This window comes from Pseudomonas sp. AL03, assembly GCF_029960815.1.
Classification (GTDB): Bacteria; Pseudomonadota; Gammaproteobacteria; order Pseudomonadales; family Pseudomonadaceae; genus Aquipseudomonas.
This window is the reverse complement of record NZ_JASBRE010000001.1, coordinates 33,590-59,790: the sequence shown is the minus strand read 5'-3', so window position 1 is coordinate 59,790 and position 26,201 is coordinate 33,590. Positions and strand designations below refer to the sequence as shown.

21 protein-coding genes and 1 pseudogene are annotated in these 26,201 nt (G+C 58.3%); 10 read left to right on the top strand and 12 right to left on the bottom strand.

Annotated elements, in window-relative coordinates:
• Positions 1-95: 95 nt before the first annotated feature.
• The 4 genes from QK293_RS00235 to QK293_RS00220 all read right to left on the bottom strand — a co-directional run bounded on the left by QK293_RS00235 (position 96) and on the right by QK293_RS00220 (position 5,766).
• Complete coding sequence (locus QK293_RS00235) at positions 96-3,035, bottom strand: transporter substrate-binding domain-containing protein (protein ID WP_282374859.1); 2,940 nt, start codon at positions 3,033-3,035, stop codon at positions 96-98.
• Complete coding sequence (locus tag QK293_RS00230) at positions 3,026-3,730, bottom strand: transporter substrate-binding domain-containing protein (protein WP_282374858.1); 705 nt, start codon at positions 3,728-3,730, stop codon at positions 3,026-3,028. The genes QK293_RS00235 and QK293_RS00230 overlap by 10 nt, the downstream gene beginning before the upstream one ends.
• A complete protein-coding gene (locus QK293_RS00225) occupies positions 3,730-4,356 on the bottom strand; it encodes a response regulator transcription factor (RefSeq protein ID WP_282374857.1) in 627 nt (208 codons plus the stop codon). The genes QK293_RS00230 and QK293_RS00225 overlap by 1 nt, the downstream gene beginning before the upstream one ends.
• Positions 4,357-4,539: 183 nt before the next feature.
• Complete coding sequence (locus QK293_RS00220) at positions 4,540-5,766, bottom strand: EAL domain-containing response regulator (RefSeq protein WP_282374856.1); 1,227 nt, start codon at positions 5,764-5,766, stop codon at positions 4,540-4,542.
• 302 nt (positions 5,767-6,068) lie between these two features.
• Here QK293_RS00220 and QK293_RS00215 point away from each other — a divergent pair, with 302 nt between their 5' ends.
• The 5 genes from QK293_RS00215 to rimJ all read left to right on the top strand — a co-directional run bounded on the left by QK293_RS00215 (position 6,069) and on the right by rimJ (position 11,243).
• Positions 6,069-7,475 carry a DUF2252 domain-containing protein gene (locus QK293_RS00215; RefSeq protein WP_282374855.1) on the top strand — a complete coding sequence of 469 codons (1,407 nt, stop codon included), beginning with the start codon at positions 6,069-6,071 and terminating at the stop codon, positions 7,473-7,475.
• Positions 7,476-7,674: 199 nt separating this feature from the next.
• Positions 7,675-8,109 carry a hypothetical protein gene (locus QK293_RS00210; protein ID WP_282374854.1) on the top strand — a complete coding sequence of 145 codons (435 nt, stop codon included), beginning with the start codon at positions 7,675-7,677 and terminating at the stop codon, positions 8,107-8,109.
• Entirely contained in the window at positions 8,106-9,566 is a 1,461-nt protein-coding gene (locus tag QK293_RS00205; protein WP_282374853.1) for an ATPase domain-containing protein, read from the top strand. The genes QK293_RS00210 and QK293_RS00205 overlap by 4 nt, the downstream gene beginning before the upstream one ends.
• A 9-nt stretch (positions 9,567-9,575) precedes the next feature.
• A complete protein-coding gene (locus tag QK293_RS00200) occupies positions 9,576-10,598 on the top strand; it encodes an ATP-binding protein (protein ID WP_282374852.1) in 1,023 nt (340 codons plus the stop codon).
• 57 nt (positions 10,599-10,655) lie between these two features.
• Entirely contained in the window at positions 10,656-11,243 is a 588-nt protein-coding gene (gene rimJ / locus QK293_RS00195; protein ID WP_282374851.1) for a ribosomal protein S5-alanine N-acetyltransferase, read from the top strand.
• Between the two features lie 162 nt (positions 11,244-11,405).
• Here rimJ and QK293_RS00190 read toward each other — a convergent pair whose 3' ends face one another.
• Entirely contained in the window at positions 11,406-12,629 is a 1,224-nt protein-coding gene (locus tag QK293_RS00190) for an OprD family porin (RefSeq protein ID WP_282374850.1), read from the bottom strand.
• 227 nt (positions 12,630-12,856) lie between these two features.
• Here QK293_RS00190 and QK293_RS00185 point away from each other — a divergent pair, with 227 nt between their 5' ends.
• The 3 genes from QK293_RS00185 (at position 12,857) to QK293_RS00175 (ending at position 17,322) form a co-directional block, all read left to right on the top strand.
• Positions 12,857-13,762, top strand: a complete 906-nt coding sequence (locus QK293_RS00185) for a LysR family transcriptional regulator (protein WP_282374849.1) — start codon at positions 12,857-12,859, stop codon at positions 13,760-13,762.
• A 158-nt stretch (positions 13,763-13,920) separates the two neighbouring features.
• Positions 13,921-15,369, top strand: coding sequence for an AbgT family transporter (locus QK293_RS00180; RefSeq protein ID WP_282374848.1), 1,449 nt, complete (start codon positions 13,921-13,923; stop codon positions 15,367-15,369).
• 90 nt (positions 15,370-15,459) lie between these two features.
• Positions 15,460-17,322, top strand: coding sequence for a CocE/NonD family hydrolase (locus QK293_RS00175; RefSeq protein WP_282375321.1), 1,863 nt, complete (start codon positions 15,460-15,462; stop codon positions 17,320-17,322).
• Here the strand turns inward: QK293_RS00175 and QK293_RS00170 are convergent.
• Positions 17,307-18,140, bottom strand: a complete 834-nt coding sequence (locus tag QK293_RS00170; RefSeq protein ID WP_282374847.1) for a phosphatase PAP2 family protein — start codon at positions 18,138-18,140, stop codon at positions 17,307-17,309. The two genes, QK293_RS00175 and QK293_RS00170, sit on opposite strands and share 16 nt — an antisense overlap.
• Before the next feature lie 34 nt (positions 18,141-18,174).
• Positions 18,175-18,846: a histidine phosphatase family protein gene (locus tag QK293_RS00165; protein WP_282374846.1), complete on the bottom strand. Its 672-nt coding sequence runs from the start codon at positions 18,844-18,846 to the stop codon at positions 18,175-18,177.
• 261 nt (positions 18,847-19,107) lie between these two features.
• Here QK293_RS00165 and QK293_RS00160 point away from each other — a divergent pair, with 261 nt between their 5' ends.
• The gene (locus QK293_RS00160) at positions 19,108-21,027 is read left to right on the top strand and encodes a methyl-accepting chemotaxis protein (protein WP_282374845.1); all 1,920 of its coding nucleotides are present in this window, start codon (positions 19,108-19,110) and stop codon (positions 21,025-21,027) included.
• 251 nt (positions 21,028-21,278) lie between these two features.
• Here the strand turns inward: QK293_RS00160 and QK293_RS00155 are convergent, their stop codons facing one another.
• Complete coding sequence (locus tag QK293_RS00155) at positions 21,279-21,503, bottom strand: hypothetical protein (RefSeq protein WP_282374844.1); 225 nt, start codon at positions 21,501-21,503, stop codon at positions 21,279-21,281.
• Positions 21,504-21,958: 455 nt separating this feature from the next.
• Between QK293_RS00155 and QK293_RS00150 the strand changes: the two genes are divergently transcribed.
• Complete coding sequence (locus QK293_RS00150) at positions 21,959-22,309, top strand: DUF6124 family protein (protein ID WP_282374843.1); 351 nt, start codon at positions 21,959-21,961, stop codon at positions 22,307-22,309.
• 109 nt (positions 22,310-22,418) lie between these two features.
• Here the strand turns inward: QK293_RS00150 and QK293_RS00145 are convergent, their stop codons facing one another.
• The 4 genes and pseudogenes from QK293_RS00145 to QK293_RS00130 all read right to left on the bottom strand — a co-directional run bounded on the left by QK293_RS00145 (position 22,419) and on the right by QK293_RS00130 (position 26,103).
• On the bottom strand, positions 22,419-22,787 hold the full coding sequence (locus QK293_RS00145) for a glyoxalase superfamily protein (RefSeq protein ID WP_282374842.1): 369 nt from the start codon (positions 22,785-22,787) through the stop codon (positions 22,419-22,421).
• 117 nt (positions 22,788-22,904) lie between these two features.
• Positions 22,905-24,362 carry a D-aminoacylase gene (locus tag QK293_RS00140; RefSeq protein ID WP_282374841.1) on the bottom strand — a complete coding sequence of 486 codons (1,458 nt, stop codon included), beginning with the start codon at positions 24,360-24,362 and terminating at the stop codon, positions 22,905-22,907.
• A 1-nt stretch (position 24,363) separates the two neighbouring features.
• Positions 24,364-24,461 (bottom strand): annotated as a pseudogene (locus QK293_RS00135) (MurR/RpiR family transcriptional regulator); the annotation flags it as partial.
• Between the two features lie 196 nt (positions 24,462-24,657).
• On the bottom strand, positions 24,658-26,103 hold the full coding sequence (locus QK293_RS00130; protein WP_282374840.1) for a SulP family inorganic anion transporter: 1,446 nt from the start codon (positions 26,101-26,103) through the stop codon (positions 24,658-24,660).
• Between the last annotated feature and the right edge of the window lie 98 nt (positions 26,104-26,201).

The window sequence follows — 26,201 nt, the reverse complement described above, 5'->3', positions numbered from 1 at the left end:
CTGATATCTCAACGCGATGAGTTGAATATTCGGGTGACATAACCCCATGAACATCTAAAACAGGCCTCGCCTCTGGCTGTCAGGGCAGCAGGGCCTCAAACGTGTTGAGCATAGCTTTTCAAAGCTGTCGCCAATTCCGACATCTCAAGCTTCAACGTTGCGACCACCTGCTCAAGCAGCTGCACATCGTCCGTCGCGTCACAAACAGCTTCTACTTGCTCGCAAGCGGCGATCAGCCGTTTGGCCTTGACGATACGCGCCCCGCCTTTGACTTTATGAGCAAGGTCCGAGAGTGCCAGCAGATCTTCCTCAAACAGGAATCCGGGCAACCGTGCCAGATCTTCCTGGTTGCTGACAGCCAGATCGTCCAGTAACGCCTGCATCGCCGCGCTATCGCCACGGACCAGTTGCTCGAGGTTCGTAAAGTCGATGCTGTCTGTTGTGGTCGGCTCTGAATGCTCCTCCTCGGGGAATGCCTTCGCATCGACCAAGTCCAAGCGCTGCCCCAACGCTTTCAGGCTGATGGGTTTAAACAGGCAGTCATCCATGCCCGCCTCCAGACAACGGTCTTTTTCATCCGGTTGGGCGTTGGCGGTAAACCCTATGATCAGGCACCGCGGCTTGTCGTGCTCCCTCTCCTCGTCACGAATCGCGCGCGTCAGCGCATAGCCATTCATGATCGGCATGTTGCAGTCAGTAATGACGACATCGAAATGTTGATTGCGCCACGCTCGCAAACCATGGGCGCCGTCCTGCGCCTCAACGACTTTGTGCCCCAGATAACCCAGTTGTTTGGACAGCAGCAGCCGGTTGGCGGGATAGTCATCGACCACCAGAATGCTTAACTCCTGATGGCTCAAGGAGATCTCGGCGACAGGCGACTCGACACTGGCAAGGCGCTCAAGAACGGGCAAATCGAGCAGCACTTCGATTTGCGTACCTTCACCCAACACGCTGTGCAACTGCAATTGCCCGCCCATCATTTCACAGAGGGTGCGGCTGATGACCAGGCCCAACCCCGAACCGCTGCGTGCCGATTGAGTGTTGTTGCTGGCCTGGCTGAAGGGGCTGAACAGCCTCTGCTGGTCCTCGCTGGAGATGCCCATGCCGCTGTCTTCAACCCGCAGTTGAATACACAATTGCTCATCGGCGCTGGCCGGCAGCACTTTGAGGGTCAGACGAATCTCACCCTCGGTGGTGAACTTGATCGCGTTGCTCAACAGGTTGGAAACAATCTGTTTAAAGCGCAGCGGATCAATCAATACGTCGCAATCGGCCTCCACAGCGAGATCCAGCAGCAGTTGCAAATGTTTCTGCTCGGCCAGCCCTTCAAAGATGCGTGCCAAAGACGTGACCAGCTCCCGAAGATTGGCCCGCTCCGGGGTCAGCGACAGCTTGCCCGACTCGATGCGTGCGATATCCAGAATGTCGCCGATCAGGTCGAGCAAGCCATGCGCGGCGCCTGAGGCCACCTCGATCGCAAACCGGTCGAGCACGCCTTGATCCGCCTTTTTCAGCGCCAGTTCAAGCATGCCGATGACGGCGTTCATCGGGGTGCGGATTTCATGGCTCATGGTCGCCAGGAAGGTCGTCTTCGCCCGGTTCGCCTCCTGAACCATGCCCAGGAGCAGTTGCCGCTCACTGATGTCGATCCAGCCAGCGATCATGCCGATGACCGCGCCGTCACTGTCTTTGTAGGGCAGCATCCAGTGGTAAATCGTTAACCTGCGACCATCTGTGAGGGTCAACTCGCGATCCTGGATGCGCGCAACGCCTTCTTCCATGACCTTGAGATATTCCGCATGGTAGTCAGCCGCTTCCGCAGGATCGGCAAACATGCTCTCGGTGATGAGTTTGCCCATGGCCTCGTCGCGGTTGAGCCCAAACACGTCCAGGTAGCCGCTGTTACAGATCATCATGCGACCGTTGCGGTCACGGACATAGATCGGGTGCGGCGTCCCATCGATCAGGACTCGCATGAACTCCAGTTGATTGCTCAGCGCTAGCTCTGCCTCTTCGCGCCTACGAATCAAGCGCCGCAAATAGGCAATCCAGGCAACGGCCATCAGCAGCAGAGCGCCGGCAATGGAGAAGCCCTGAATGATTGCCGCGCGATTGCGTAACCAGTAGTTGTCATCGATGACCACCTCGCTGCGCCAGCGATTGGTGAGCTCCGCCATCTCCTCAGGCGAGATGCTGAGTAGCGCCTTGTCCAAAATCGAGTACAACTCCAATGCACCTCGATTGGTTGCAAAAGAAACCCTTGCAGGTTCAACACCCACGGTACTGGTGATCTGCAAGCGCCCCGGATACAGCTGGGAAATCATATAGCGAGCACTGAGCAATGAGTTGACACCCGCATCGACCTCGCCTTGGGCGACCATTTCCATGGCCTGGCCGGCGTTGTCGACGTAGACAATGCGAATTTGAGGATAGGTGCGGACAATGTCGTCGCGCAGCACCACGCCGCGGATCAGCGCCAGGCTTTTTCCAGCCATGTCGTTGAGCGTTTCGGGACTGCCGACCGCCTTGCGACTCACTAACACAAAAGGAGTGGTCAGATAGGGTCGAGTGAAACGCATATCCCCTTCACGCTCGGTACTAGGGGTCAATGCCGCGATTACATCCGCCTTGCCATCGTGCAGATTATCGATCTGTCGAACCATCGAATCGCCGCGTAACACGACAAACTTCAGCCCGGTTCGTAGACTCACCTTGGCCAGTACATCCGCACTGATCCCCCGCAGCTCACCCTTTTCGTCAAAGAAAGATATCGGCAAGAAGCTTTCCATCGCCGCAACCGTTACCAGCGGGTGTGTCTCCAACCAGCGCTGTTCCCGAGCATTGAGCTGCAAGCGATTTTGTCCAGGGATGTACATTTCACCTGCACCCCACCGACGCAGGATGGTCATGCGCTCATCAATCGGCACCGCCGCCAGGGCCTCATTGATGATGTGCAACAGACGGGTATTTTCGGTGGACAAGGCGAAAGCGAAACGGCTGCCGTCAATACGGGAAAAATCCGTCAATTGCACGTTGTTAGATAGTTCATGCTGATGAGGTAATTGGCGCTGATCGCGTCGCCCAGGTAGACATCCGCTTTGCCGAACGCCACGGCGCCGATGGCACTCAAGGTCGAAGGGTAAAGCTGCAGTTCTGCGTCGGGGTAGAACTTGCTGACACTTTGCGAAGGCCGGTAGTGATAAAGCATGGCGATTTTTTTACCGGACAGGTCCGGCACCAAGGGCGTTCTATCATCGCTGCGGGTGACCAGCATCGGCTGGTCATCGGTGTAAGCAGTGGACAGCACTATGCCGGGATCGATCTCTTCAAAACCGTTGGCGGTGCCTAATAGGTCGACCTCGCCATCTTTCAGGGCGCGGATGAGCTCCGCCCTGGAGTCATAGCGGCGAATAAACACCTGGACGTGCAGTAGTTGAGCGAGAAGCCCTGCGTAATCTGCGGTAAGCCCTTCGTAGTCACGGCTATTGGTGGTCAAATCGAAAGGCGGATAATCCGGAGCCGATATACCCAGGTGCAACGTGCCTTTTTGTCGCAACCAACTCCAGTCTTTTTCATCCAGCGCAACCTGGTAGCCTTCGACCCTGGATCGCCCAAGCAACTTCAGGGTTTCTGGTTCTGCCTCTATGTCGGCGACTGCCAAAGCTCCCACAAATGCCGGACACAGCACCAATAGCAGCGCCAGACATAACCGCTGAGAGGCCCCCATCAGATCAAGTTGTTACGTTTTGCCAAGTCCGACAGGTGCACCAAAGAGCTCACGTTGAGCTTTTCGATCAGTCGGGCTTTGTAGGTACTGATGGTCTTGTTGCTGAGCAACATGTCTTCTCCAATCTGCTTGTTGGACAATCCTTTGGCGAGCTGCTGCAGAATGGACAACTCTCGGTCGGAAAGGCTCTGGATCAAAGCCATCTCGGTAGCATTCGCATCGTCTCTTCGCACCGAATTCACCGTCAGATCAGGAAAAAACGTATAGCCAGACTTGATTGCGTTGATGGCTTTCACCAGCTCATCCAGATCATCGACCTTGGAAACGTAACCCGCGGCCCCGGCTCTCATGCAACGCATCGAAAAAAAAGCAGCCGATAAGGACGTAAGGACCAATACCTTGACCGGCAGTTTCAACGCCGAGATTCTGTTCAGTGCGTCCAGACCATCGACGCCCGGCATGGAGATATCCAGTAGCAGGAGATTGGGTTGGTGTTCGCGGGTTAGCTGCACCGCGTCGGCCCCATTGTCCGCTTCGGCGACCACCTCATACTGTTCCTGCTTCAGGATCATTCTTACGGCGGACCGAATGAACGGATGATCGTCCACAATCATGGCTTTAAGCATCTGAACCTCTGAAAAAGGCGAAATGGTGTGGTAGGGCAGAATGGATAACTGATCGCCTGTTTGTACACAGAAAAGCATCCGGTGCTAACTTAAATTCACAGCTCCAGAATAGTGGAATATTTCGCAAGTAAGCTGAGACAAGGTGTGCGGCGGGTCCCGTCATCTGGAGGAATGAGACGGTTCTCAATAACGAGACAGAAGTGCGTGGCTCAATCCTGCAGGCGCGACTGTGATTGGATTTTGCAGCCACGTCAGAAGCTCGTGCGATGACATTGGCTGCGCATAGTAAAAACCCTGCCCCAGTACACAGCCCATTTCGATTAAAGCAAGACACTCTTTCTCGTCGCTGACCCCTTCAATCACCAGTTCCATGTTCAGTGATTGAGCCAAGGCGATGGTGCTGGCTATCACGGCTTTGCTTCTGGGTTCTCGAATGCTTTGAACAAACTCACCATCCAATTTGATTTCCGTGAATGGTAACTGGCAAAGCAACTTTAACGAAGAGAAGCCCACACCAAAATCATCGATCGAAAGTCCGCATCCCATCATGCGCAGCCGCAGCAGACTTTCTTGAGTACCTGATGGAATCTCAAGCAAGCCATTCTCTGCTAGCTCGAACGTCAGATCAGCTCCCTCCAGCTCATGACGTCGCAGCGCTTCACGAATATGATCCGTTAATCCAGTGCCTTGCAGCTGAGAGGCATGGAGATTAAAAGACAGCTTCAGTGGCCGTGTCTGTCGATGCAACACTCTGAGCAAGCTCAGCCCCTGCTCCAGCAGTTGCTTGAACATCTCATCGATCAAATCGTAGGCCAGCACTGCTGCCAAGAAGTCTCTGGGCAGTAGAAGCCCTTTCGAAGGATGCTGCCAACGGGCTAAAACCTCAGCCCCGGCGACTTTACCGCTGGCCAGCAAAAACTTGGGTTGGAAGAAGGCACGAAACTCGCCCAAGGCTAGCCCACGGCGGATGTCATCCTCACTGGGTAGCGTGCTTGCCGGCACCAGGACTGGGGAAGCCGCCAAGCATTTGCGTTTGTATCGCTGCAATATTTTTTGCAGCGGTTTCAACTGTATGGGCGTGCTCAACGTCCCCAAAAGTTCGAGGCCTGAAAATGAGGCCATCTGTTCGATCGCCCGCTGCAACTGCGGCTGAAACTCACAATAGAGAATGACGGCACGAACCATCGAAAACTGACCGGCACAGTTTAAAAAATCGAGGCAATCCATTCCCTTATGCCCCAAGTCACACAGGGCAACATCAACACCCCCGTGCCTTTGCATCAGTGCCAACGCTTGCTCGCCGCTGCGGGCCTGCAAAATGTCGGAAACACCTGACTGCTGCAAAGCAGAGACGACCACACTGCGCTGGAAAGAATGATTTTCTAGAACGAGAACACGCGGTGAGGTCATTTGTAGTCCGCCGATACCTTGAGGCCAAGACGGTGGATTCTGACAGTGGATGGCTCGACTATGAGCAAGGGAATTCCCAGCGCAGTGTAGGAAAATTCCTAACGCTTCGAGCAAGGAGATAGCCGACGTTGATTACGGATTTGACAATGGGGTCATCGCTGGATCGGACGGAAGCTGACGAGACTATCGCAGGTGCTTTTTTTCGCCCTCTCGGTCAATGCCCAAACACTTCGGATGAAGACACGAAGCCCTTCTACACTCATCTCTCAAACATCCGAAAAACACCCACCAAACGAGCCCCCATGACCACCCTCAAAGACCGCTTGAAGCAAGGCAAGGATGCTCGCAAGAACTGCTCCCGCGGTTCGCAGGCGTCCATGGGGAAGATAAATCGTGACCCGCTGCCGCTGATCAAATCGTCCAGTGAAGGCCGGATCAAGTCGCTGGTCGAGTTGCGGTACGGGCGCATGTTGGTGTCGCCGTTCACCTTCTATCGCGGCAATGCGCTACTGCAAGCTCACGACTTGGCCGGAACACCCAGCATGGGCCTGGTTTCACCCATCTGCGGCGACAGTCACCTGATGAACTTCGGCGGTTTCGCGACACCGGAACGCAATCTGCTGTTCAGCGTCAACGATTTCGATCAAGCCCATCCCGGGCCTTGGGAGTGGGACGTGAAACGGCTGGTGGCGAGTTTCGTGGTGGCAGCGCGCGATCTGCGCCATGGCGACACGGTCGAAGAAACGGTCTGCCGCCAGGTGGTCGGCGCTTACCAACAGACCATGCTTGAGTGCGCCGATCAAAGCGCCCTGGAAACCTGGTACGAGTCCATCAGTTACGACGACCTGCAGCAGCAGGCGAGCAAAGCGACCCTGGAGCATGTAGAGCACGCCATCGAAAAAGCCGAACGCCGCACCCATGCCGAACTGCTGCCGAAAATCAGTGAACGTGACGCACATGGCCGACTGATCATTCGCGATGATCTGCCGGAAATTTTCCATTTGCACAAAAACACCACGCTGCTGGATGCCGACGACGACTGGCTGCGCCTGTCGGACTGGCGGCCGCTTTACGACGCGTTCATGCGCGACTATCCCGGCACGCTGCAAGCCGACCGCCGCGCGCTGTTGTCGCGTTTTCATGCCCACGACATGGCGTTCAAGGTGGTCGGTGTGGGCAGTGTCGGCACTCGTTGCCTGGTCGCGCTGTTGACCGATGACCAGGAAAACCCGCTGTTCCTGCAATTCAAGGAGGCACGTCGCTCGGTGCTTGCCGATTACGTGAAGACCAAGTCGCGTGTGCGGCATAACGGTCAGCGCGTGGTCGATGGACAGCGGCTGATGCAAGCGGCCAGTGACCTGTTTCTCGGCTGGACCACCGGTCCCAGCGGTCGACACTTCTGTGTGCGTCAGTTGCGCGACATGAAAGTCTCGGCTGAACTCGAGACGTTCGACGCAGACACCTTCGCCGCCTACGGACGCGTTTGTGGCCGCGCTCTGGCCCGCGCCCATGCCAAATCGTCCGGGCGCGCTGCGCAGATCAGCGGCTACATCGGCAAGGGCGATGCGCTGGCCGACGCGCTATTCAAGTACGCGCAAAGCTACACCGCGCAGAATGAGCGCGACTTCGAACAATTCCAGCAGGCCTGCCGCAAGGGCCGTTTGCGGGCGCGCTCGGAAGCGGACTTTGCGGCTGATCATTTGCCTTAGGCGTATTTCAGAGCGTGAAGCGGCGAACTCATCGACATGAATTTTTCTTCACCCCGCAACCTCTCACCAACGGGTACATTGCGCTCGCTCATTCAAGAAACTACGGTTTGCCCGCCCTCCCGCAATCCTCTGACGCAAATCACTCGCAACGCCCCATAGGGTGTACCATCAAGCTCTGTCCATCAGATATCAGTTAGCCATGTCCACGCAGAGCGAAGAGAGCCGCCAGATCGTAGCTTCTCTGGCGCACCGTGTTGGCCCCAACGCTGACATTGCAAGGATCGCCCAGGCGATCATTTCAACCTTGCGGGATATGGATGTAGCCCTCACGCCCATCATCGGCCACCAAGGGGTTGCAGCGCTTTATCGCCGCAGCCTCCACCTGTGCGCCTCCACTCATCCGCGTCTGGCCCGTACCTATGACAGAGTGCCGTCCGGCATGGATCTGACTGCCCTCAAGTCCGTAATCGTTGAGCAAAGCGACGCCGATGCGCAGTTTTTCGGTGAAGTGTTGCTTGCTACCTTTTACGAGCAGCTGACCACGCTCATCGGGCCCTCGCTCACCGAACGTTTGCTTCGTGGCATGTGGAAACCTTCTTTGAGCGACACCCCTTCGCAGGAAAATTCGCCATGAGCACCAAAGTGACTATCAACCGTCTGGCCACCGGCGTGCCAGGACTGGACGAGGTGCTGGGCGGTGGATTGCCGGAGTTTTCGTTCAACCTGATCGCGGGCCCGCCTGGCTGTGGCAAAACCACCTTGGCGCATCAGATGATGTTCGCCCTGGCGACCCCTGAGCGTCCGGCGCTGTTCTTTACCGTACTGGGCGAGCCGCCGCTGAAGATGCTGCGTTACCAGCAGCAATTCGATTTTTTCGACAGCGAAGCGATCAACCAGTCGATCCGCTACATCAATCTGGCTGACGACACCCTGGCCGGGAACCTGGACGAAGTGCTGCGGCGCATCGTCAGCGAGGTGGAGGCTCACTCCCCGGGACTGGTATTTGTCGACTCGTTCCGTTCGGTGGTGCTGGCGAGCCAGACCCAAGACAACCCCAACAACAACCTGCCGCAGTTCGTTCAGCAATTGGGCATGTTGATGACCACCTGGCAGGCGACGACCTTCCTGATTGGCGAATATTTCACCGAAACCGACACCAACCCGATTTTCACCGTGGCCGACGGCCTGATCTGGCTGCGCCAGAGCGTTCAGCGCAATTCCATGGTGCGCAAGATGGAAATCATGAAGATGCGCGGCCAGCCAACGCTGCCAGGGCTGCACACCTTCCGCATCGCGACGTCGGGGATCAAGGTCTTTGCGCCTGCGACACTCAACCCGGTCGAAGCTCCGCCGGAGTTCCCCATCAAGCGCCTGAAAATGGGCGTGCCACAGCTCGACGAGATGCTTGGCGGCGGCCTGCCCCGTGGTTATTCCTTGCTGGTGGCCGGGCCGTCGGGCTCGGGTAAAAGCATTCTGGCGGGGACCTTCCTCGCCGAGGGCGCGCGCAATGGTGAAACCGGTGTGATCGCGGTGTTTGAACAAAGACCTAATCACTCCCAGAACGCCACCCTTTCGGGCCTGATCGAGAGCGGACAGGTCGGTCTGGTGGACAGCCGCGCCCCGGACCTGTCCATCGACGAAATCGTGCATTTGCTATTGAGCGAAATCACCCGATTGAAAGCGACTCGCGTGGTCATCGATTCGCTGTCGGGCTTCGAACTGGCGCTCGCGCCGACCTTCCGCGAAGACTATCGCGAGTCGCTGTCGCGCATGGTCACTGCGTTGACGAGTGCCGGGGTCAGCGTGTTGATGACCTCAGAGCTGGAAGACCGCTACACCGACCTGCGTTTCAGCCCTTACGGCACGGCATTTCTCACCGACGCAATCATCGTTCAGCGCTACATCGAAGTGCAGAGCCGTTTGCTGCGCATCATGGCCGTGGTCAAGGTGCGGGCCAGCGTCCACTCCGATGAGCTACGGCTTTACCGCATCGACGATAACGGTTTGCAGATCGGCGAGATGTTGCCCGACCAGGAAGGTTTACTCGGCGGCCGGCCAACCCGGCAACGTCCCGAAAAAGACAATGCGTGAGTCAAGGTCATGAGCACGGCCGATAGCAAGAGCGAGGAAGCGAAGGCCACTGCCGCTCGCGAGCTGTTCCTGCTCGGCCAGAAAACTGTTGAGGCTCGGGCGGTGCTGGCGGCGCTGCAAAAAGAGCTGAGCGACGCCAACACCCGGCTGGTCGATAGCCAGCAGGTCGAGCAACTGATCGAGGCCAATCAGCAATTGGTGCTGGCGATCTTGCTGGCGCAGTCCGATGCAGAAAAACCAAAACGCACGCAGGAAGAACAACGACTGTTCCTGGAGATGCGCGAAGCCAACGCGCAATTGGTGATCGCGGTCCTCAGCGCGCAAGACCTGCAAGCCTCAGCCGAACATGCCCTGGAACAACAACGCAACATCCTCACCCTGGTGGCTCACGAACTGCGCAATCCGCTGACGCCCATCAGCATGCTCGCCGGACGACTGGTGCGCGTTCCCAGCGAGGAATTGCCGCGCATGCAGGCACTGATCGAAAGCCAGGTGCAACACATGTCGCGACTGGTAGACGATTTGCTCGACGTGTCCCGCGCCAGCATCGGCAAGTTGCGCCTCGATTGCCGCATCGTGGACATGGTGCAGATCATCCATCAGGCCATCGACGTGTGCAGCCCGGTGATGACGGCTCACCATTTGCACTTCACCGCTGAACTGCCCGAGTGCGCGTTGGCGGTGGAGGGTGACCCGGTACGCCTCACGCAGATTCTCGGCAACCTGCTGGGCAACGCGGCCAAATACACGCCATCGGGTGGCAATGTCACGCTGTCGGTGAGCGCTGAAGCCGACGTGCTGCAGATGCGTATTTGCGATGACGGCATCGGTATTTCCGCCAAGGCCCTGCCGTATATCTTCGAGCCGTTTGTGCAGGACGTTCACGCGGCCGGCTTCAATGGTGCGGGCCTTGGCATTGGCCTGACGGTGGTTCGCGAGCTGGTCGAAGCCCATGGCGGCACGGTCATCGGCATGAGCGACGGTGACGGCAAGGGCAGCACCTTTATCGTGACGTTACCGCTGGCAGTTTGAGTTTTTCCGCAGGCCACGTAATGCTTGCGCGACGATCCCCGCGAACCGGAGCGCCCTATGCCGCTGTTGTCCCTGCCCTGTAAACGCTTGACGCTGGCGGTGCTCGACCCTGAACAGGCGACGCTGGAAAGCGACTTCTACCGGCGCAACCAGAGGCATCTCGCCCGGTGGTCGCCGATTCGCCCCGCCGATTACCATAGCCCTGAACACATCCGCCCGCGCCTTGAGGTGCAAGCCAGCGCTTTCCAGGCCGGCCTGGCGGTACATTTCGCGCTGCTGGATCGGGACAACGACCAGATGATCGGCGCCTGCAACTTCAGCGGCATCACTCGCGGGGCGTTTCAGGCCTGCTATCTCGGTTACCACATCGACGAATCTCATCAGGGCCAGGGCTTGATGCAGGAAGCACTGGAAGCGGGGATCAGCTACATGTTCGATGAGCAGACACTGCACCGGATCATGGCCAATTACATCCCTGGTAATGAACGCAGTGCGCGGCTGCTGGAGCGCCTTGGATTTGAACGTGAGGGCTACGCCAAGGCCTACCTGAGTATCGCCGGGCGCTGGCAGGATCATGTGTTGACGGCGTTGATCAATGATCGCTTTGAAGCACCGGAACAGCGCTGGTCCAGACGTCTCTCGTAATACATCGTCTGCCGTTCACCGTTCATTAAGCATTCACCGCTTATGCTCGGGCTTCCCGATCCCCTCTTCGGCAGCCAGAGCCTATGCAATTTCCCGGACAACAAAAACCCGCAATCCCCACCAGGATTACGGGTTTCGTCAATTGACGGGTTCAGGGTTGTATCACCACAACGCAATGTCATACGTCAGGTACAGCCGCCAGTTGTCCCGATCGCCGGCGTAGGTCGAACGGTAAGTCGCCTTGCGCACTTCCATCCCCAACCCTTTGAAGGCGCTGTCCTGAATGGCATAGCGCAGGTTGGTATCCGATTCCCACTCGCGGGCTTCTCGTCCTTTGAAATCACCGTTCTCACCCTTGTAGTAGCGAGTCATGAAGCTCAACCCGGGAAGTACGGCCGCGAAGTCATAGTCGTAGCGCAGCATCCAGGTTTGCTCACCGCCCTGGATGAATTTTCCGACACCGGCATTGGTGAACGAGTAGACCGTAGAGACGCTGGTGTAAGGCAGCGCCGTGTCGCCGGTGACTTTCTGATACCCGACACCGATCGCTTGAGCGCCAAGACGGTAGGTAAACAGACCACTGAACATGTCGGCATCGACCAGACCATTACGCGCCTCGCCCGCATCGCTGCTGATGAAGTAGCGCAGGTCGCTGGTCAGGCTGCCGCTGCCCACTGGCAGCTTGTGCACCAGACCGAGAAACTGCTGACGGTAAAACTCGCGCATTTCGCCGTAGTACCAAGTGCCACTGAGGTTCGGCGTAAATTTGTAGGTCGCTCCGGCGAAATCGAAATCCATGCCTTTGTCACCCGTATAGCCCTGGGGAAAAATGTCGACACTGTCAGTGGAGTTGCGCTGCTTGAACTTGTCCAAGTGCCCAGTGTGCAAATACAGGTCACGGATACCGGTGTATTCGACCTGAGTGCCGCGAAAGGTCTGCGGCAGCAGGCGGCCGTCGTTGTAGACCAGCACTGGAATCCTCGGCAGCAAGTTGCCGGTTTTCACAACGACATCGCCGATGCGCATCTTCGCCGTCACGCCCAGGCTTGAAAAACCGTCCGCTGCATGCCCATCGTCGTGTACGGGTAACAGGCCAGTGCCTGCATGGGTTGGACTTGAATCCAGCTTGAGTCCGGCCAGCCCCAAGGCATCCAGACCAAAGCCCACGGTTCCTTCGGTGTAGCCCGATTGCAGGTTGAGCAGAAAGCCTTGGGCCCACTCTCTGCGGTCATTGCCACCCTCGCGATAATCGTCGTTGAAGTAGTAATTGCGCAGGGACAGTTTGCCTTGCGAATCCTCCAGAAACCCCTGAGCCATCAGCTCCGCTGACAGGCTCGCCAGTATCCCTGCGGACACAATTACGCCTCTCGTGAACAGATCACGCATAACCATTTCCTCAGCGCCGTATTGTCGATTTTATGGGCAGTAGCAAAGGTCCCGCTGACGGGATATGTCTCAATGTTGATGTGGTATCGCGCTGGACTCAGCGGCGTATTGGGGCGGACACTAACGACTCATCGGCGCGTCCACAACATTATGCGAGAAGCGCATCAGGCTATGCGTAAGCTCGTGGCGCGGCATGTCGCGTCTCTGGAAACCAAGGAAATCCCTGCGTGAATCTCAAGCAACTCGAGGCCTTCAAGGCAATCATGTCCACCGGCTCGACCATCGGCGCGGCGACGCGAATGGGCCTGTCCCAATCGGCGGTCAGCCGCTTGCTGACGCAGCTCGAAGAACACTTGGGATTCGCTTTGTTTTTGCGCAAAAAGGGTCGCCTGATGGCCACCCCCGAGGCCGAAGAGTTGCTCACCGAGGTCGCAGGGCTGGTGGACGGCATGCAGCGTATCCAGCGTCTGGCCGACGAATTGCGAGTCGGTCGCTCGCGCAAGAGTTTGCTCAAAGTGGGAGTGCCGACCAGCATGACCCAAGAATTGCTGCCGAAGATTGTTGCCGCGTTTCTCAAGAGTCACGAAGACATTGTCATCGAGTTGCTGACAGGCTCTTACGACATGATCGAGCGCGCGGTGCTTGATCGTTCGGCTGACCTGGGGTTCGTACGATTACCCACTGAACTGCCGGACTTTGACGTCGAGCCGGTGTTAGAGACCGAAGGCGTTTGTGTGATGCCGGCGGACCATCCGCTGACCCGTCACGCGTTCATTGAGGTTCAGCATTTACGTGATGTGCCGCTGGTCCTGCTGGGCCGCCAACGGGCGCTGAGAGCTGAGCTCAATCAAGTCTTTCGCGCAGTGAACCTGACGCCGCTGGTACGGATCGAAGTGCACTCCGTCGGTGCCGCATGCAGCTTCGTCGCCGAGGGTTTGGGGGTGTCGATCGTCAACGGTTTACTGGCCAGCCACTTCGCTCATCTGCCGATAGTCAGCCGCCCGTTTCGGCCCGCCCTGCCCTATGCCTTTGGCCTCGCCTTCCGTCGTGATGAGCCGCGCCAGGCGGTTGTCGATGCTTTTGCCGAACACCTCAAACAGCACCTGAGCACAGCGTCCGCCGCTCGCAAATAACGTCGATCAAGACCTTGGCCGATGACAAAACGCATAGCTCAACCCGCTCCACGCATAACGTTGTGGCGCTTTCGCGTTTGCCCTAGTGTCTGCCTCACCAAGAGCTGACACCAAAAACAACAACCGCGAGGGCCGCCCTGCCAGCCAGGGCAAGAATCATGACCGAACCACAAATCACCATCTCCCAGCCGAACACTGCATCCACGAAAGTGGAAACCGGCAAGACCGGCCAACGCAAACCTGTCAACCCGGCGATCATCCTGCTGAGCATCGTTCTGCTCGCAGTGGCGTTCACCTATGCCGTCAACTCCGGCACCTTCCAGCGCCAGAATGCGTTGGTGGTGCCGGGCTCCTATCAGGTACTGGAGAAGAGCCATTCGCTGACTCGGCTATTCTCCATGGAGCCACGCAAGGCGAATGACACCATAGCCCGGCCGGTGTCACTGGTCGAAGGCTTCATGGCAATTCCTCAAGGCATCGAAAAGCGTGCAGCGCTGATTTTCATGGTGCTGTTCATCGGTGGCATGTTCGGCGTTCTGAACAAGGCTGGCGTGATCGACGCCGGTCTCGAACGTTTGCTGGGAATGACCCGGGGCAACATCTACGTGCTGGTGCCTATGCTGATGCTGGTGTTCTCGGCCGGCAGCACCTTCATGGGGCTGGCCAAGGAATTCATCCTGATCGTGCCATTGATGGTGGCCATGGCCAATCGCCTGGGATTGTCGAACCTGATCGGGCTGGCGATCGTCTGCATTTCGGTGAAGATCGGTTACCTGGCATCCATCACTAACCCCGTGGTGCTATCGGTCGCGCAACCGATGGTCGGCTTGCCGATTTTCAGCGGCATGAGCATGCGGATTGCGGCCTACGCCGTGTTCCTGACGGTGGGTATTGCCTTTGTGCTGTGGAGCATCCACAAGCAAGGTTTCGACGCCAGCGCGAAAATCAGCTTCGAACACAAACCATTGCCGATCCGCCACATGCTAAACCTGCTGATCCTGGGTAGCGGCATCGCATTCATGGTCTTCGCCTCGACCCGTTGGCAGTGGAAGTACCACGAGCTTTCCGCGTTCTATCTGCTGCTGAGCACCGGCTTCGCCGTCATTGCAGGTCTTGGCGCCAGTGCCGCGGCGAACGCGTTCGTCGATGGCATGAAAAAGGTGCTGATTGCCGGTGTGCTGATAGGTCTGGCAACAGCCGTTGAAATCATCCTCACGACCGGACAGGTGCTGGACACCATCGTCAACGGCCTGGCCAGTGTGGTCAGTGATCATGGCCCGGTGGTGTCGGCCTACGGCATGTTCTTCTCGCAACTGGGGTTGGACGTGCTGATCCCTTCAACGTCTGGCCAGGCAGCGGTGACCATGCCGATTTTCGGCCCGCTCGGCCAACTCTCCGGTGTCAGCCCGCAAACCACGGTGTATGCGTTTCTGCTGGGCAACGGCTTGACCAACATGATCACGCCGACCTCCAGCGGTTTGCTGGTGCTGCTGGCCACCGCGCAAGTCGGCTGGGGCCAATGGGCACGCTACATCCTGCCGCTATTCGTGATCTACATGGTGCTGGCGATGATCCTTCTGGCCATCGCGGTGAACACCGGTTACTGACTGTGCAACGGCACCTGCAGTGCTGTCCGCAGGTGCCAGCGTCAACAAGGTTTTGATATGAATTCCCTTTCTGAACAAGCGTCACCGGCCATGCAAATTCTGCGCGACCAACGAGTCCCCATGCGCGATGGCGTACATCTGGCCACCGACATTTACCTGCCGAAAAACATTGAAAGCCCGTTTCCGGTCGTCATCGAGCGCACGCCTTACGACAAGAGCAAACCCTCGCGCTCAGAGAAGCAACTCGACGGCCAGCACATTTCCCGCCAGGCAATGGCCGCACGATTTACCGAGCAAGGGTTTGTGGCGATCTTTCAGGACTGTCGCGGACGTTATGCCTCCGAAGGAATATTCACCAAGTACACCGCTGAAGGTGAAGATGGTTTCGACACACTCGCCTGGATCGTCGAACAACCGTGGTGCAACGGTCGGATTGGCAGCATGGGCTTGTCCTACGCTGCCCACACACAACTGGCGATGGCCTGCCTGCATCCGTCGGGCCTAAGCAGCATGGTTCTGGACTCGGGTGGTTTTTCCAACGCTTTCCAGTGCGGCATCCGCCAGGGTGGCGCGTTCGAACTCAAGCAGGCGACCTGGGCCTGGCGACAAGCCAAGGAAAGCCCGGCTGCGTTGGCCGATCCACAGATCCGCGAAGCACTGGAGCAGGAAGATATTCATCAATGGTTTGCCCGCATGCCATGGCAGCCCGGTCAGTCGCCTATCCGTCACGTGCCTGAATACGAAGCCTATCTGCTTGAACAATGGGCCCAGGGCAGCTTCAGTGAATACTGGCGTAAGCCAGGGATATACGCCGAGGGTCATTACGATGACTTGCCGGATATCCCGGTGTTGTTCATGTCCAGTTGGTATGACGCGTATGTCAGCTCGACCCTCGCCAACTTCAGCGCATTCAAACGCCATAACAGCACGCCGCAACATCTGATCATGGGACCTTGGCTGCACGGTGACCGCAACATCAGTCACAGCGGCAATGCCGAGTTCGGCGCTGCCGCAACCTTCGATGGTCAAGTGGCCGAGAACTGGCTGACATGCCGGCTGGAGTGGTTCGAGCGCTCACTCAAGGACACCCCAACTCAAGCGTCTGATCATGAAGCCTCAGTGAAAGTCTTCTTGATGGGCGGCGGCAGCGGCACACCGGATGAAAACGGTCGACTGCAACACGGCGGTCGCTGGCTGCAAAGCCAACAATGGCCGCTGCCGGGCAGTCAGACACTCAGCCTGTACCTGGACCATGAACAGTGTTTGAGCCAAGAGCGTCCGAGCGTGCGCGAGGCAAATCTGAGCTATCGCACCGATCCCGACCAGCCGGTACCCACCATCGGCGGAGCACTGACCTCCGGTGCCCCGGTGTTCGCCGGTGGCGCCTTTGATCAGCGTGAGCGGCCAGACTTTTTCGGCACCCGTGGCGACAATCAGCCACTGGCTGGGCGTGCAGACGTACTGAGTTTTCAGACTCCGCCGCTGACCGAAGACTTGATCGTCGCCGGCCCGCTGCACATCGAGTTATGGATTGAGAGCGACGCGCCCGACACCGACTTCACCGCCAAGCTGGTGGACGTCTATCCAGCGAGCACCGACTACCCCGACGGCTACGCGATGAACATCACCGACGGAATTCGCCGCAGCCGTTACCGGGACTCGTGGGAAAACCCCGAACAACTGGAACAGGGAGAAAGGGTCAAGGTGATCATCGAACCGTTCGCGACCTGCAACCTGTTCAAACAGGGCCATCGCTTGCGCCTGGACATTGCCAGCAGCAATTTTCCGCACTTCGACGTCAACCCCAATAGCGGTGAAGCCGAAGGTCAGGCCCGACACAAGCGAATCGCGACCAACACGGTGCACCTGTGCAAAGACTTTGCCTCGCGCCTGGTGCTGACGACGCTTTCGGCAGAAGCAATGTCTGCCCTGGATAATCAGTCAACGGATTGAGGCTGAGCCACCAACGCCGGTTCTTCAGCCTTTTGCAGCACCGGCATCTCCAGCCGCGCTCGCCCATAAAACGCCAGCGCCGTCAGCAGACACGCCAGCCACACGAAGATCCCGGCCCAGAAGGTGTGAGACATGTAATGCCAGCCCTGCAGAACCCGCGTCGTGCCGTAGACGAAACCGAGCAGCAGCGAGCCGTACATCACCGCGTTGGAATAGCGCCAGCGGTAGCGACGCGCCACGAAGTACAACGCCAGCAGGGTGAAGCCGCCCGAGGCATGCCCGCCCGGCCAGCAGCGACCGTCGCCCGAGACTTTCAGCAAATCGAAATTCTGATACCACTCCTTATGCTCGATTTTCCCCGCGTACTGGGTCGTTTCGATCGGGCAGTACACGCTGGTGTGGCCCTTGAGGTAGTGGATCACACCGGTGCTGACGGAGAACGCGAACACCACGTAAAGGAAGTCCCGACGGTGCTTGCTGGCAAACCGAAGCACCGGCGCGACGTTGATTTTTTCCAGGAACGCGATGATTCTCGAATGCTTTTCGGCCTTCAGACGCGGCCAGAGAAACGACAGCAAGGCGCCGACGATCGCTAACTCTCCGGTCCAGTTCGGGATGATCCGCGCCCATTTATGGGTGATCTTTTCGAACAGATGGACATGATCCAGCGGAAACGTCTGCGTGACCGGGTCATAAAAAAGATCGCTGAAAGCGATGTCGATTTTAGTCAGGTCGAACAGCAGGAAAACCACGACCGCACAGGCCAGCGGAATGCCAAAGTTCATCCAGTAGAAGCGGTAACGGGAAGAAGTCAGCATCGTGTGTCCTGATTCAGAGGGATGATGGAAAAACTCATTCGGTGGTCACCGAGCGCCAGTCCGAGGCTTCGATGAAGCCGAGCATGCGCGGCGCCTGAGGCGTTTCGGTCGAAATGAACAAGGAAGCGCCGTAACCGAGCGTAGCGGCCGGCAACTTGAGGTCTTTCTCAAGTTGCGACATGCATTCGCTGTGGGTCACCAGAATCAGGTTTCGCCCGCCAGCCTTGTGCGCAAGAGCGTCGCGCAGCATGGTGCCCTTGCAATTGATCAACCATTCTTCACCGACCCCGATCTTGTTGAACATGTAGCCGGCGGTCTGCGCTGTACGGATCACGGGGCTATTGTAGATGTCGGCTTTGTCCAGCCCCAGTTGCTCGAACTGTGCACCGACACCCACCGCGACGCTGCGAGAGCGATCGGTAATGCCATCGTTACCGTTCAGGCAGGCTGCGCTGGAGTGATCGCAGCGTTCGACGTGACGCACCAGCACGATCACATTGCCCTTGGCCCAACCGGCCGCCAACGCCCGGGCGCCGGCCACATTGCCGTGGGCCAGGTCGGGTACAGCGGCGGGATGCAGAAGCCAAACCGTCAGCGGAATCACCAACAGCGCCGAGGCGAGCACGACCGCCGCATTGCGATAGCGGGCAAAACGGCTCAGATCAATCGAGCGTTTTATCCCGAACACACTCAGTCTCAATTCCACATCAAGCCGCCTCGCTGGCATGCATCACGTTCATTCGATGCCACGAGGGTAGAGAGGCTGGCGTCGGCAGCCGGTGAAACTCATGTGAAAAAAAGCTTAAGGCCCACACAAAGGCCTTGTTACACATCAGTCCTGCAAAAACCATTCAGCTCTCGCAATGGCTGCCGATACAGGTCTGCTACTCACCTTGCTGGCGACCAAAAACAACAATCTTCCAGCCAACCGACGATCAAGAAGCACAACGTCCCTGGAGGACTTTTGATGAATAGCTGGTTCGGCAATATCAGCGTGAACATGAAGCTGGGCCTGGGGTTCGGCCTGGTTCTGGCACTGACCTGCGTCCTCGCCCTGACCGGCTGGACGAGCCTGGGCGGGTTGATTGACCGCAGCAACTGGATGAGCGACATCACCCAGCTCAACGCCGGCCTGACCAAGCTGCGCGTGGTTCGCCTGCAATACATGCTGACCAACGGCGACGAAACCGCCGCGCAGAACGTCCAGACCACGCTCGACGCGTTTTCCGCTCAGCAACAAGCGCTGCAGGTGAAATTCAAGAGCCCGGAAAACCTCAAGCTGCTCAAAGAGCAAGGCGCCGTCATCGATGCCTACAAGACGTCCCTGAACAAAATGCGCAGCGCGTACCGCACCGGTAACAGTGCTCGCGACGCCTTGGGCGCCAACGCCGACACCGCCAACACGCTGATCAACGCCATCAACACCCGCGTGCAGCAAATGCCTCTGAGCGACCAACGCTTCGAACAATTCCAGGCCATCACGGCGGCCAAGGAAGCCTTCTTGCTGGCCCGCTACGAAGTGCGCGGCTACACCGCGACCACCAACGCCGAGACCGAGCAAAAAGCCGTCGGCCAACTGGACGTGACGATCGCCAGCCTGAAACCCCTCAACGTGCATTTCGCCGACACTCAGCAAGACGCCCTGCGCCAGCTGGAAAGCGCACTGACCCACTATCGCAGCGCCTTGCAGGCTTATAAAGCGGCGAACAGCGATGCGGTGCAGGCGCGCAAGGAAATGACCGACCAGGGCGCCGCCATCGTGACCCTGAGCGACCAGCTGTATCAGATCCAGCTCGACCGCCGTGACGTCGAAAGTACCCAGGCTCGCACGCTACAGCTGATCAGCACCTTACTGGCGTTGCTGGTGGGCATCATTGCTGCCGTGATCATCACCCGTCAGATTACCGGCCCACTGCGCGACACTTTGGCCGTGGTTGAACGCATCGCCAGCGGCGACCTGTCCCAGGACGTCAAAGTGACTCGCCGCGACGAACTCGGCGTGTTGCAACAAGGCATCGCTCGCATGGGCGTGACCCTGCGCGACTTGATCAGCGGCATCCGCGACGGCGTCACCCAGATCGCCAGCGCTGCCGAAGAACTGTCGGCCGTGACCGAGCAAACCAGCGCCGGCGTCAACAGCCAGAAGATCGAAACCGATCAGGTGGCCACCGCCATGCACGAGATGACCGCCACCGTGCAGGAAGTCGCGCGCAACGCCGAAGAAGCCTCCCAAGCGGCGGCCGCTGCTGACGGCCAAGCCCGCGAAGGCGACAAGGTGGTCAACGAAGCCATCGCCCAGATCGAACGTCTGGCCACCGAAGTGGCACGCTCAACCGAAGCCATGAACGTGCTGCAACAGGAAAGCGACAAGATCGGCAGCGTCATGGACGTGATCAAGGCCGTGGCCGAACAGACCAACCTGCTGGCGCTCAACGCCGCCATCGAAGCAGCCCGTGCCGGTGAAGCCGGTCGGGGGTTTGCGGTGGTTGCCGACGAAGTCCGTGGCCTGGCTCAGCGCACGCAAAAATCCACCGAAGAAATCGAAGGCCTGGTGGCCGGTCTGCAGAACGGCACTCAACAAGTGTCGGCGGTGATGAACAACAGCCGCGCCCTGACCGACAGCAGCGTCGCGCTGACTCGCAAGGCTGGCGTGTCACTGGAAAACATCACCCGCACGGTGTCCAACATCCAGTCGATGAACCAGCAGATCGCCGCGGCCGCCGAGCAGCAAAGTGCCGTGGCCGAAGAGATCAGCCGCAGCATCATCAACGTGCGCGACGTGTCCGAACAGACCGCCGCCGCCAGCGACGAAACCGCCGCATCCAGTGTTGAACTGGCGCGGTTGGGTAATCAGTTGCAGATGATGGTCAGTCACTTCCGGGTGTAATAACACCGTTCCCACGCTCCCGCGTGGGAATGATCAATATGCCCAATGCCGATCAGTTAAGAAATTGCAGGTAAAACACGCTCTTTGTAGCAGCTGGCGAAGCCTGCGTTCGGCTGCGTAGCAGTCGTAAAACCTGAGTGCAAGGTCTTCCTGAAACATCTTGTCGACTGATTTCACGACTGCTACGCAGCCGAACGCAGGCTTCGCCAGCTGCTACAGATCGTGTTACGGCTTAACTGATCGGCATTAGCCTACATGCCCGCTCTAACGAGAAGGCAGCTCCAACTCAACTCCACCATCGGCTCTGAACCGCTGGTTGATTCGAGTCCCCGTCCCTTTGCACAGTCGTTCTGATTAAGTGCATGCACGAGAATCATGCGTGCTTCTTCTTCCATCGAACAGCCATTGCAGTCTGTCGAAATACGCAGCTGCTTAAAGTGCCGGGAGTCAAGATTACTAAGGGTGATGCTGGCCATAAGCGCTTCCTCAGCTCGTCAAAATGATCGGACGACACTAGCACAGGCATCAAATTTGCCGCGTCCTCTCGACACTAATCGCATTGTGTATCGGAAAAGCCAGGTCGTAAGACAGCGTTTGTTTAATGGCCGTCAGCGTTACTTCATGAAAGCTACAACGTCTTGCGTCATCGCCTACAGGTGCGTAAGAATCCGCCGGCTTGTGCGCCTTGGGCCTGGGCTCTATCGTTTCTCGGTCGCTGAATAACAGTGATCGGGTTTGGTAGCCCGGACTTTCCAGGCGTACTGCGCCGCCTTTTGCAGAGTTGTCATCTCTGCTTCTTATGGTGGCCGTGCGCAGGGCGTCTTTGGACGCGCCGGGTTCCTGGACCGGTCTACCAACCTCCGTATGGTCACCACCCTTCGTTTGGTAGCGAGGGTGATGGCTCCTCATTTGCAATCCAGGAGTTCCATCTATGTTCAAGGTAACGCCCAATCCGCCGGATACCGATCCAGCATCCCCGTCCGAAAACCTCAACTCAAAAAAACTCCACGAAGCCGCCGAGCGCGCCCTCGATTTCCACTTCAACATCAAAGCCACTGAGCGCAAGCTCGGCAGGATGTTCATCGTCAATCCTGAGATCGATGTCGAAACACTGCTGGCCCATGCATGTGAGTCGTTGGCATCGGCCAATGTCATGACCATGGATCTGGCGGACCATATGGATGGACCAAGTCGAAATTCCCTGCTGGGCATTGCGCAAGTCATCATGCTGGGCGAGCTGGCGGTGAACCGAGCGTTGGATCAACTCGACCCACCTGAGTAGCCACTGCCCTTGTGGCGGGGGGCTTTCCCCCGTTCGGCTGCGCAGCAGTCGTAAAACACCACATTGATCGTTCCCACGCAGAGCGTGGGAACGATCAAATCAATCCGCCTTACACACTAATCGCATTGGTAAACACCAACCGATTCCCGAACGGGTCGGTCACGGTCATGTCCTGGCTGCCCCAGGGCATGGCCTGGATCTGTGGGCGGGCGAACGGATATTCCTTGGCCAGCAGTTGGTGCAGGAATACCTCAAGTTCATCGGTCTCGATCCGCAACGCCGAGCCGGGCGTGCTATCACCGTGATGCTCGGACAAGTGCAGCACGCATTCGCCACGGGAAACCTGCAGGTACAACGGAAAGTTGGGCTCGAAACGATGCTGCCAGTCGATCTTGAAACCCAGGAAGTCGACGTAGAACTCCACGGCCTTGATTTCATCGAAAATCCGCAGGATCGGGGTGGTTTTGCCGAAGCTCATGGCGTTGCTCCCAGACTGATAAGGCCCAGATAGCCGGGCGAGATGTCAGCGCTTCGGCTTGGCGATGGCTTTCTTTAGTCTCAATGTGCCATCGCTGTGACACAGCACTCGGAATGTTTACTGGACTCCGTCACGCAAGTCCCCTTGCCGTGCCAGAAACCGCCCTTCCCTTCTTCCATTTGCCTGGCCTTCGCTGTAACTCAAGACACCGTTGACCCACACCCCGTCAATCCCTTCTGCCGCCCGTTGTGGATCATTGAAGTCCGCCACATCGCGTATCGTCACAGGATTGAACAACACCAGATCCGCCCAATGTCCTTCACGGATTTCGCCACGTTCCTTCAAGCCGAATCGCGCCGCCGACAACCCGGTCATCTTGTGCACGGCGGTGTGCAGCGGAAACAGCCCTACATCGCGACTGAAATGTCCGAGCACGCGTGGGAATGCGCCCCACAAGCGTGGATGCGGAAACGGGTCTTCCGGCAATCCGTCAGAGCCCACCATCGACAGCGGATGCGCGAGGATTCTTCGTACATCCGCCTCATCCATCCCGTAATACACCGCGCCGGCCGGTTGCAGACGTCGAGCGGCATCAAGTAGCAGCACGCCCCACTCGGCGGCGATGTCCATCAGGTCACGGCCGCCCACTTCAGGGTGCGGCGTTGACCAAGTGATGGTGATGCGATGAGCGTCGGTGACTTGCTTGAGGTCCAGCGTCGATGAACTCGCCGCGTAGGGATAACAATCGCAACCCACCGGGTGGGTTTTCGCGGCCTCTTCAAGCGAGGCCAATAGTTGAGGGCTACGCCCCCAGTTACCGGCGCCGGCACATTTGAGGTGGGAAATGATCACGGGCGATTTTGCATGACGGCCGATCTGGAACGCCTCATCCATGGCCTCCAGCACCGGCTCGAATTCGCTGCGCAAATGGGTGGTGTAGACCGCGCCGAAGGCGGCCAACTCTTCGGTCAGTTGCATCACTTCATCGGTGGAGGCAGAGAAGGCGTTGGCATAGGCAAGCCCCGTGGACAGGCCCAACGCACCGGCCTCAAGGCTTTCACGCAGTTGCTCGCGCATCGCGGTGATTTCATCCGCAGTGGCAGTGCGAAACAGATTGTCGAGGTGGTTGCTACGCAGCGCCGTGTGGCCGACCAGTGCGGCCACGTTCAGCGTGGTGTTTGCCGCTTCGACGGCTGCGCGGTAGTCGCTGAACCTTGGATAAACGAACGCTGCTGCGGTGCCGAGCAGGTTCATCGGGTCGGGAGGATCGCCGCGCAAACTCACCGGCGAAGCGCTGATCCCGCAGTTGCCGACGATCACGGTGGTCACGCCCTGGCTGAGCTTGGGCAGCATCTGCGGCTGACGGATCACCACGGTATCGTCGTGGGTGTGCACGTCGATGAAACCTGGCGCCAACACGCGGCCGGCGGCGTCGATTTCTTCGGTGGCGTTGGCATCGTGCAAGTCGCCGATGCGCTCGATGCGACCGTTCAGAATCGCCACGTCGGCGGGATAACCGGGCGCGTTGCTGCCGTTGATAATCAGGGCGTTGCGAATCAGCGTGTCGTACATCATGTCAGTCTCTCAGCGGCAAGTGATCGTCGCCGCCGCGGTAGTCGTCCAGGGCGAGTTTGATCGTGAACGCCGCAGACGCTCTTGATTGTCTTCAGGATGATGGCGGCGTAAACCAGCAGCCAATAGCCGAAAGTCGAATGGGTTGTGAAACTCATAAAACATTTCGAAGTGTGATTTTCAAACGAGGTGAAAGTAATTTTCGTGGAGGGACAAGGGTTGTCGCGCAGAGGCATGGGAGGTCGTAGGTTATGAAAATCAGGCAGGCGGATTTTCATCACGCCTGCCGGGATTGGTGTTAGTCGTGATTCACGCGAGCGCGCTTGAGCAGTTTCTTGCAGCGTTCGGACAAGTGCAGCACGCGCAAGTGCTTGCCGGCCTTGGCGTAGCGCTCGCGCAGGGTCTTGAGCGCGGCGATCGCCGAGTAGTCGACGAAGCTCAAGTGGCGACAGTCGATCGTCACCACGGACGGGTCATTGGCGGTATCGAACTGGTTGAGAAAAGGCGTCGTCGAGGCGAAGAACAGCGTGCCATGCAGGTGATAAAGCTTGCTGCCATCGGCTTCGATATGAGCGTCGGCATAGAGCTCGCGGGCCTGTTGCCAGGCAAAGTTGAGCGCCGCAATGATGATCCCACAGAGCACCGCAGTGGCCAGATCGGTGAACACCGTAATCACCGTTACCGCGATGATCACCAACACGTCGTTCAGCGGCACTTTGTTCACCACCCGCAACGAAGCCCAGGCAAACGTCTGCTGCGACACCACGAACATCACCCCGACCAATGCGGCCAGCGGGATGCGTTCGATCAGCGGTGAGAGGAAGAGGATGAACAGCAAAATCATCACCCCGGCCACCACACCGGACAGCCGACCGCGACCGCCGGAACTGAGGTTAATCACAGTCTGGCCGATCATCGCGCAGCCACCCATGCCGCCCAATACGCCGGAGACCATATTGGCCGCACCCAGCGCCACGCACTCACGATCCGGGAAGCCACGGCTCTCGGTGATCTCGTCGGTGAGGTTCAGGGTCAGCAGGGTTTCCAGCAGACCGACCAGCGCCATCAATATCGCGTAGGGGGCGATGATGTGCAGGGTTTCCAGGGTCCAAGGGATGTCTGGCAGCGCAAAGGTCGGCAAGCCGCCGGCGATGTGCGCCATGTCGCCCAAGGTGCGGGTCGGCAGACCGAGCAGATACACCGCCAGACCAACACCCAGAATCGCCACCAGCGCCGGCGGCACGGCACGCGTCAGGCGCGGCAGCACGTAGACGATGGCCATCGTCACGGCAACCAGCCCTGCCATCAGGTACAGCGGCGTGCCGCTGAGCCAGACGTCACCGCTCTTGAAGTGCTCCAACTGCGCCAGGGCAATGATAATCGCCAGACCGTTGACGAAGCCGAGCATCACCGGATGCGGCACCATGCGCACCAGCTTGCCCAGCTTCAGCAGCCCGAACGCCAGCATGATCGACCCACCCAGCAACACGGTGGCCAGCAAGTACTGCACGCCGTGCTGCACCACCAACGCAACGATCACCACCGCCATCGACCCAGCGGCGCCGGACACCATGCCCGGCCGCCCGCCGAAGAGCGCGGTCAAGGTGCAAATGATGAACGCGCCGTAAAGCCCCATCAATGGATTGAGGTGGGCAACCAGCGCGAAGGCAATGCATTCGGGTAGAAGAGCGAAAGACGTGGTGAGCCCGGCCAGGGTATCGGCGCGCAGACGTTTGGGTTTCATTGCTTACCTAAAATACAGGCGGGGAAAGAGGGAGCGGATGTTACGGAGTTGAGGGCGGCCCGGCCAGTTATTGGGACTTCGGAAATGCAATCGCGGGC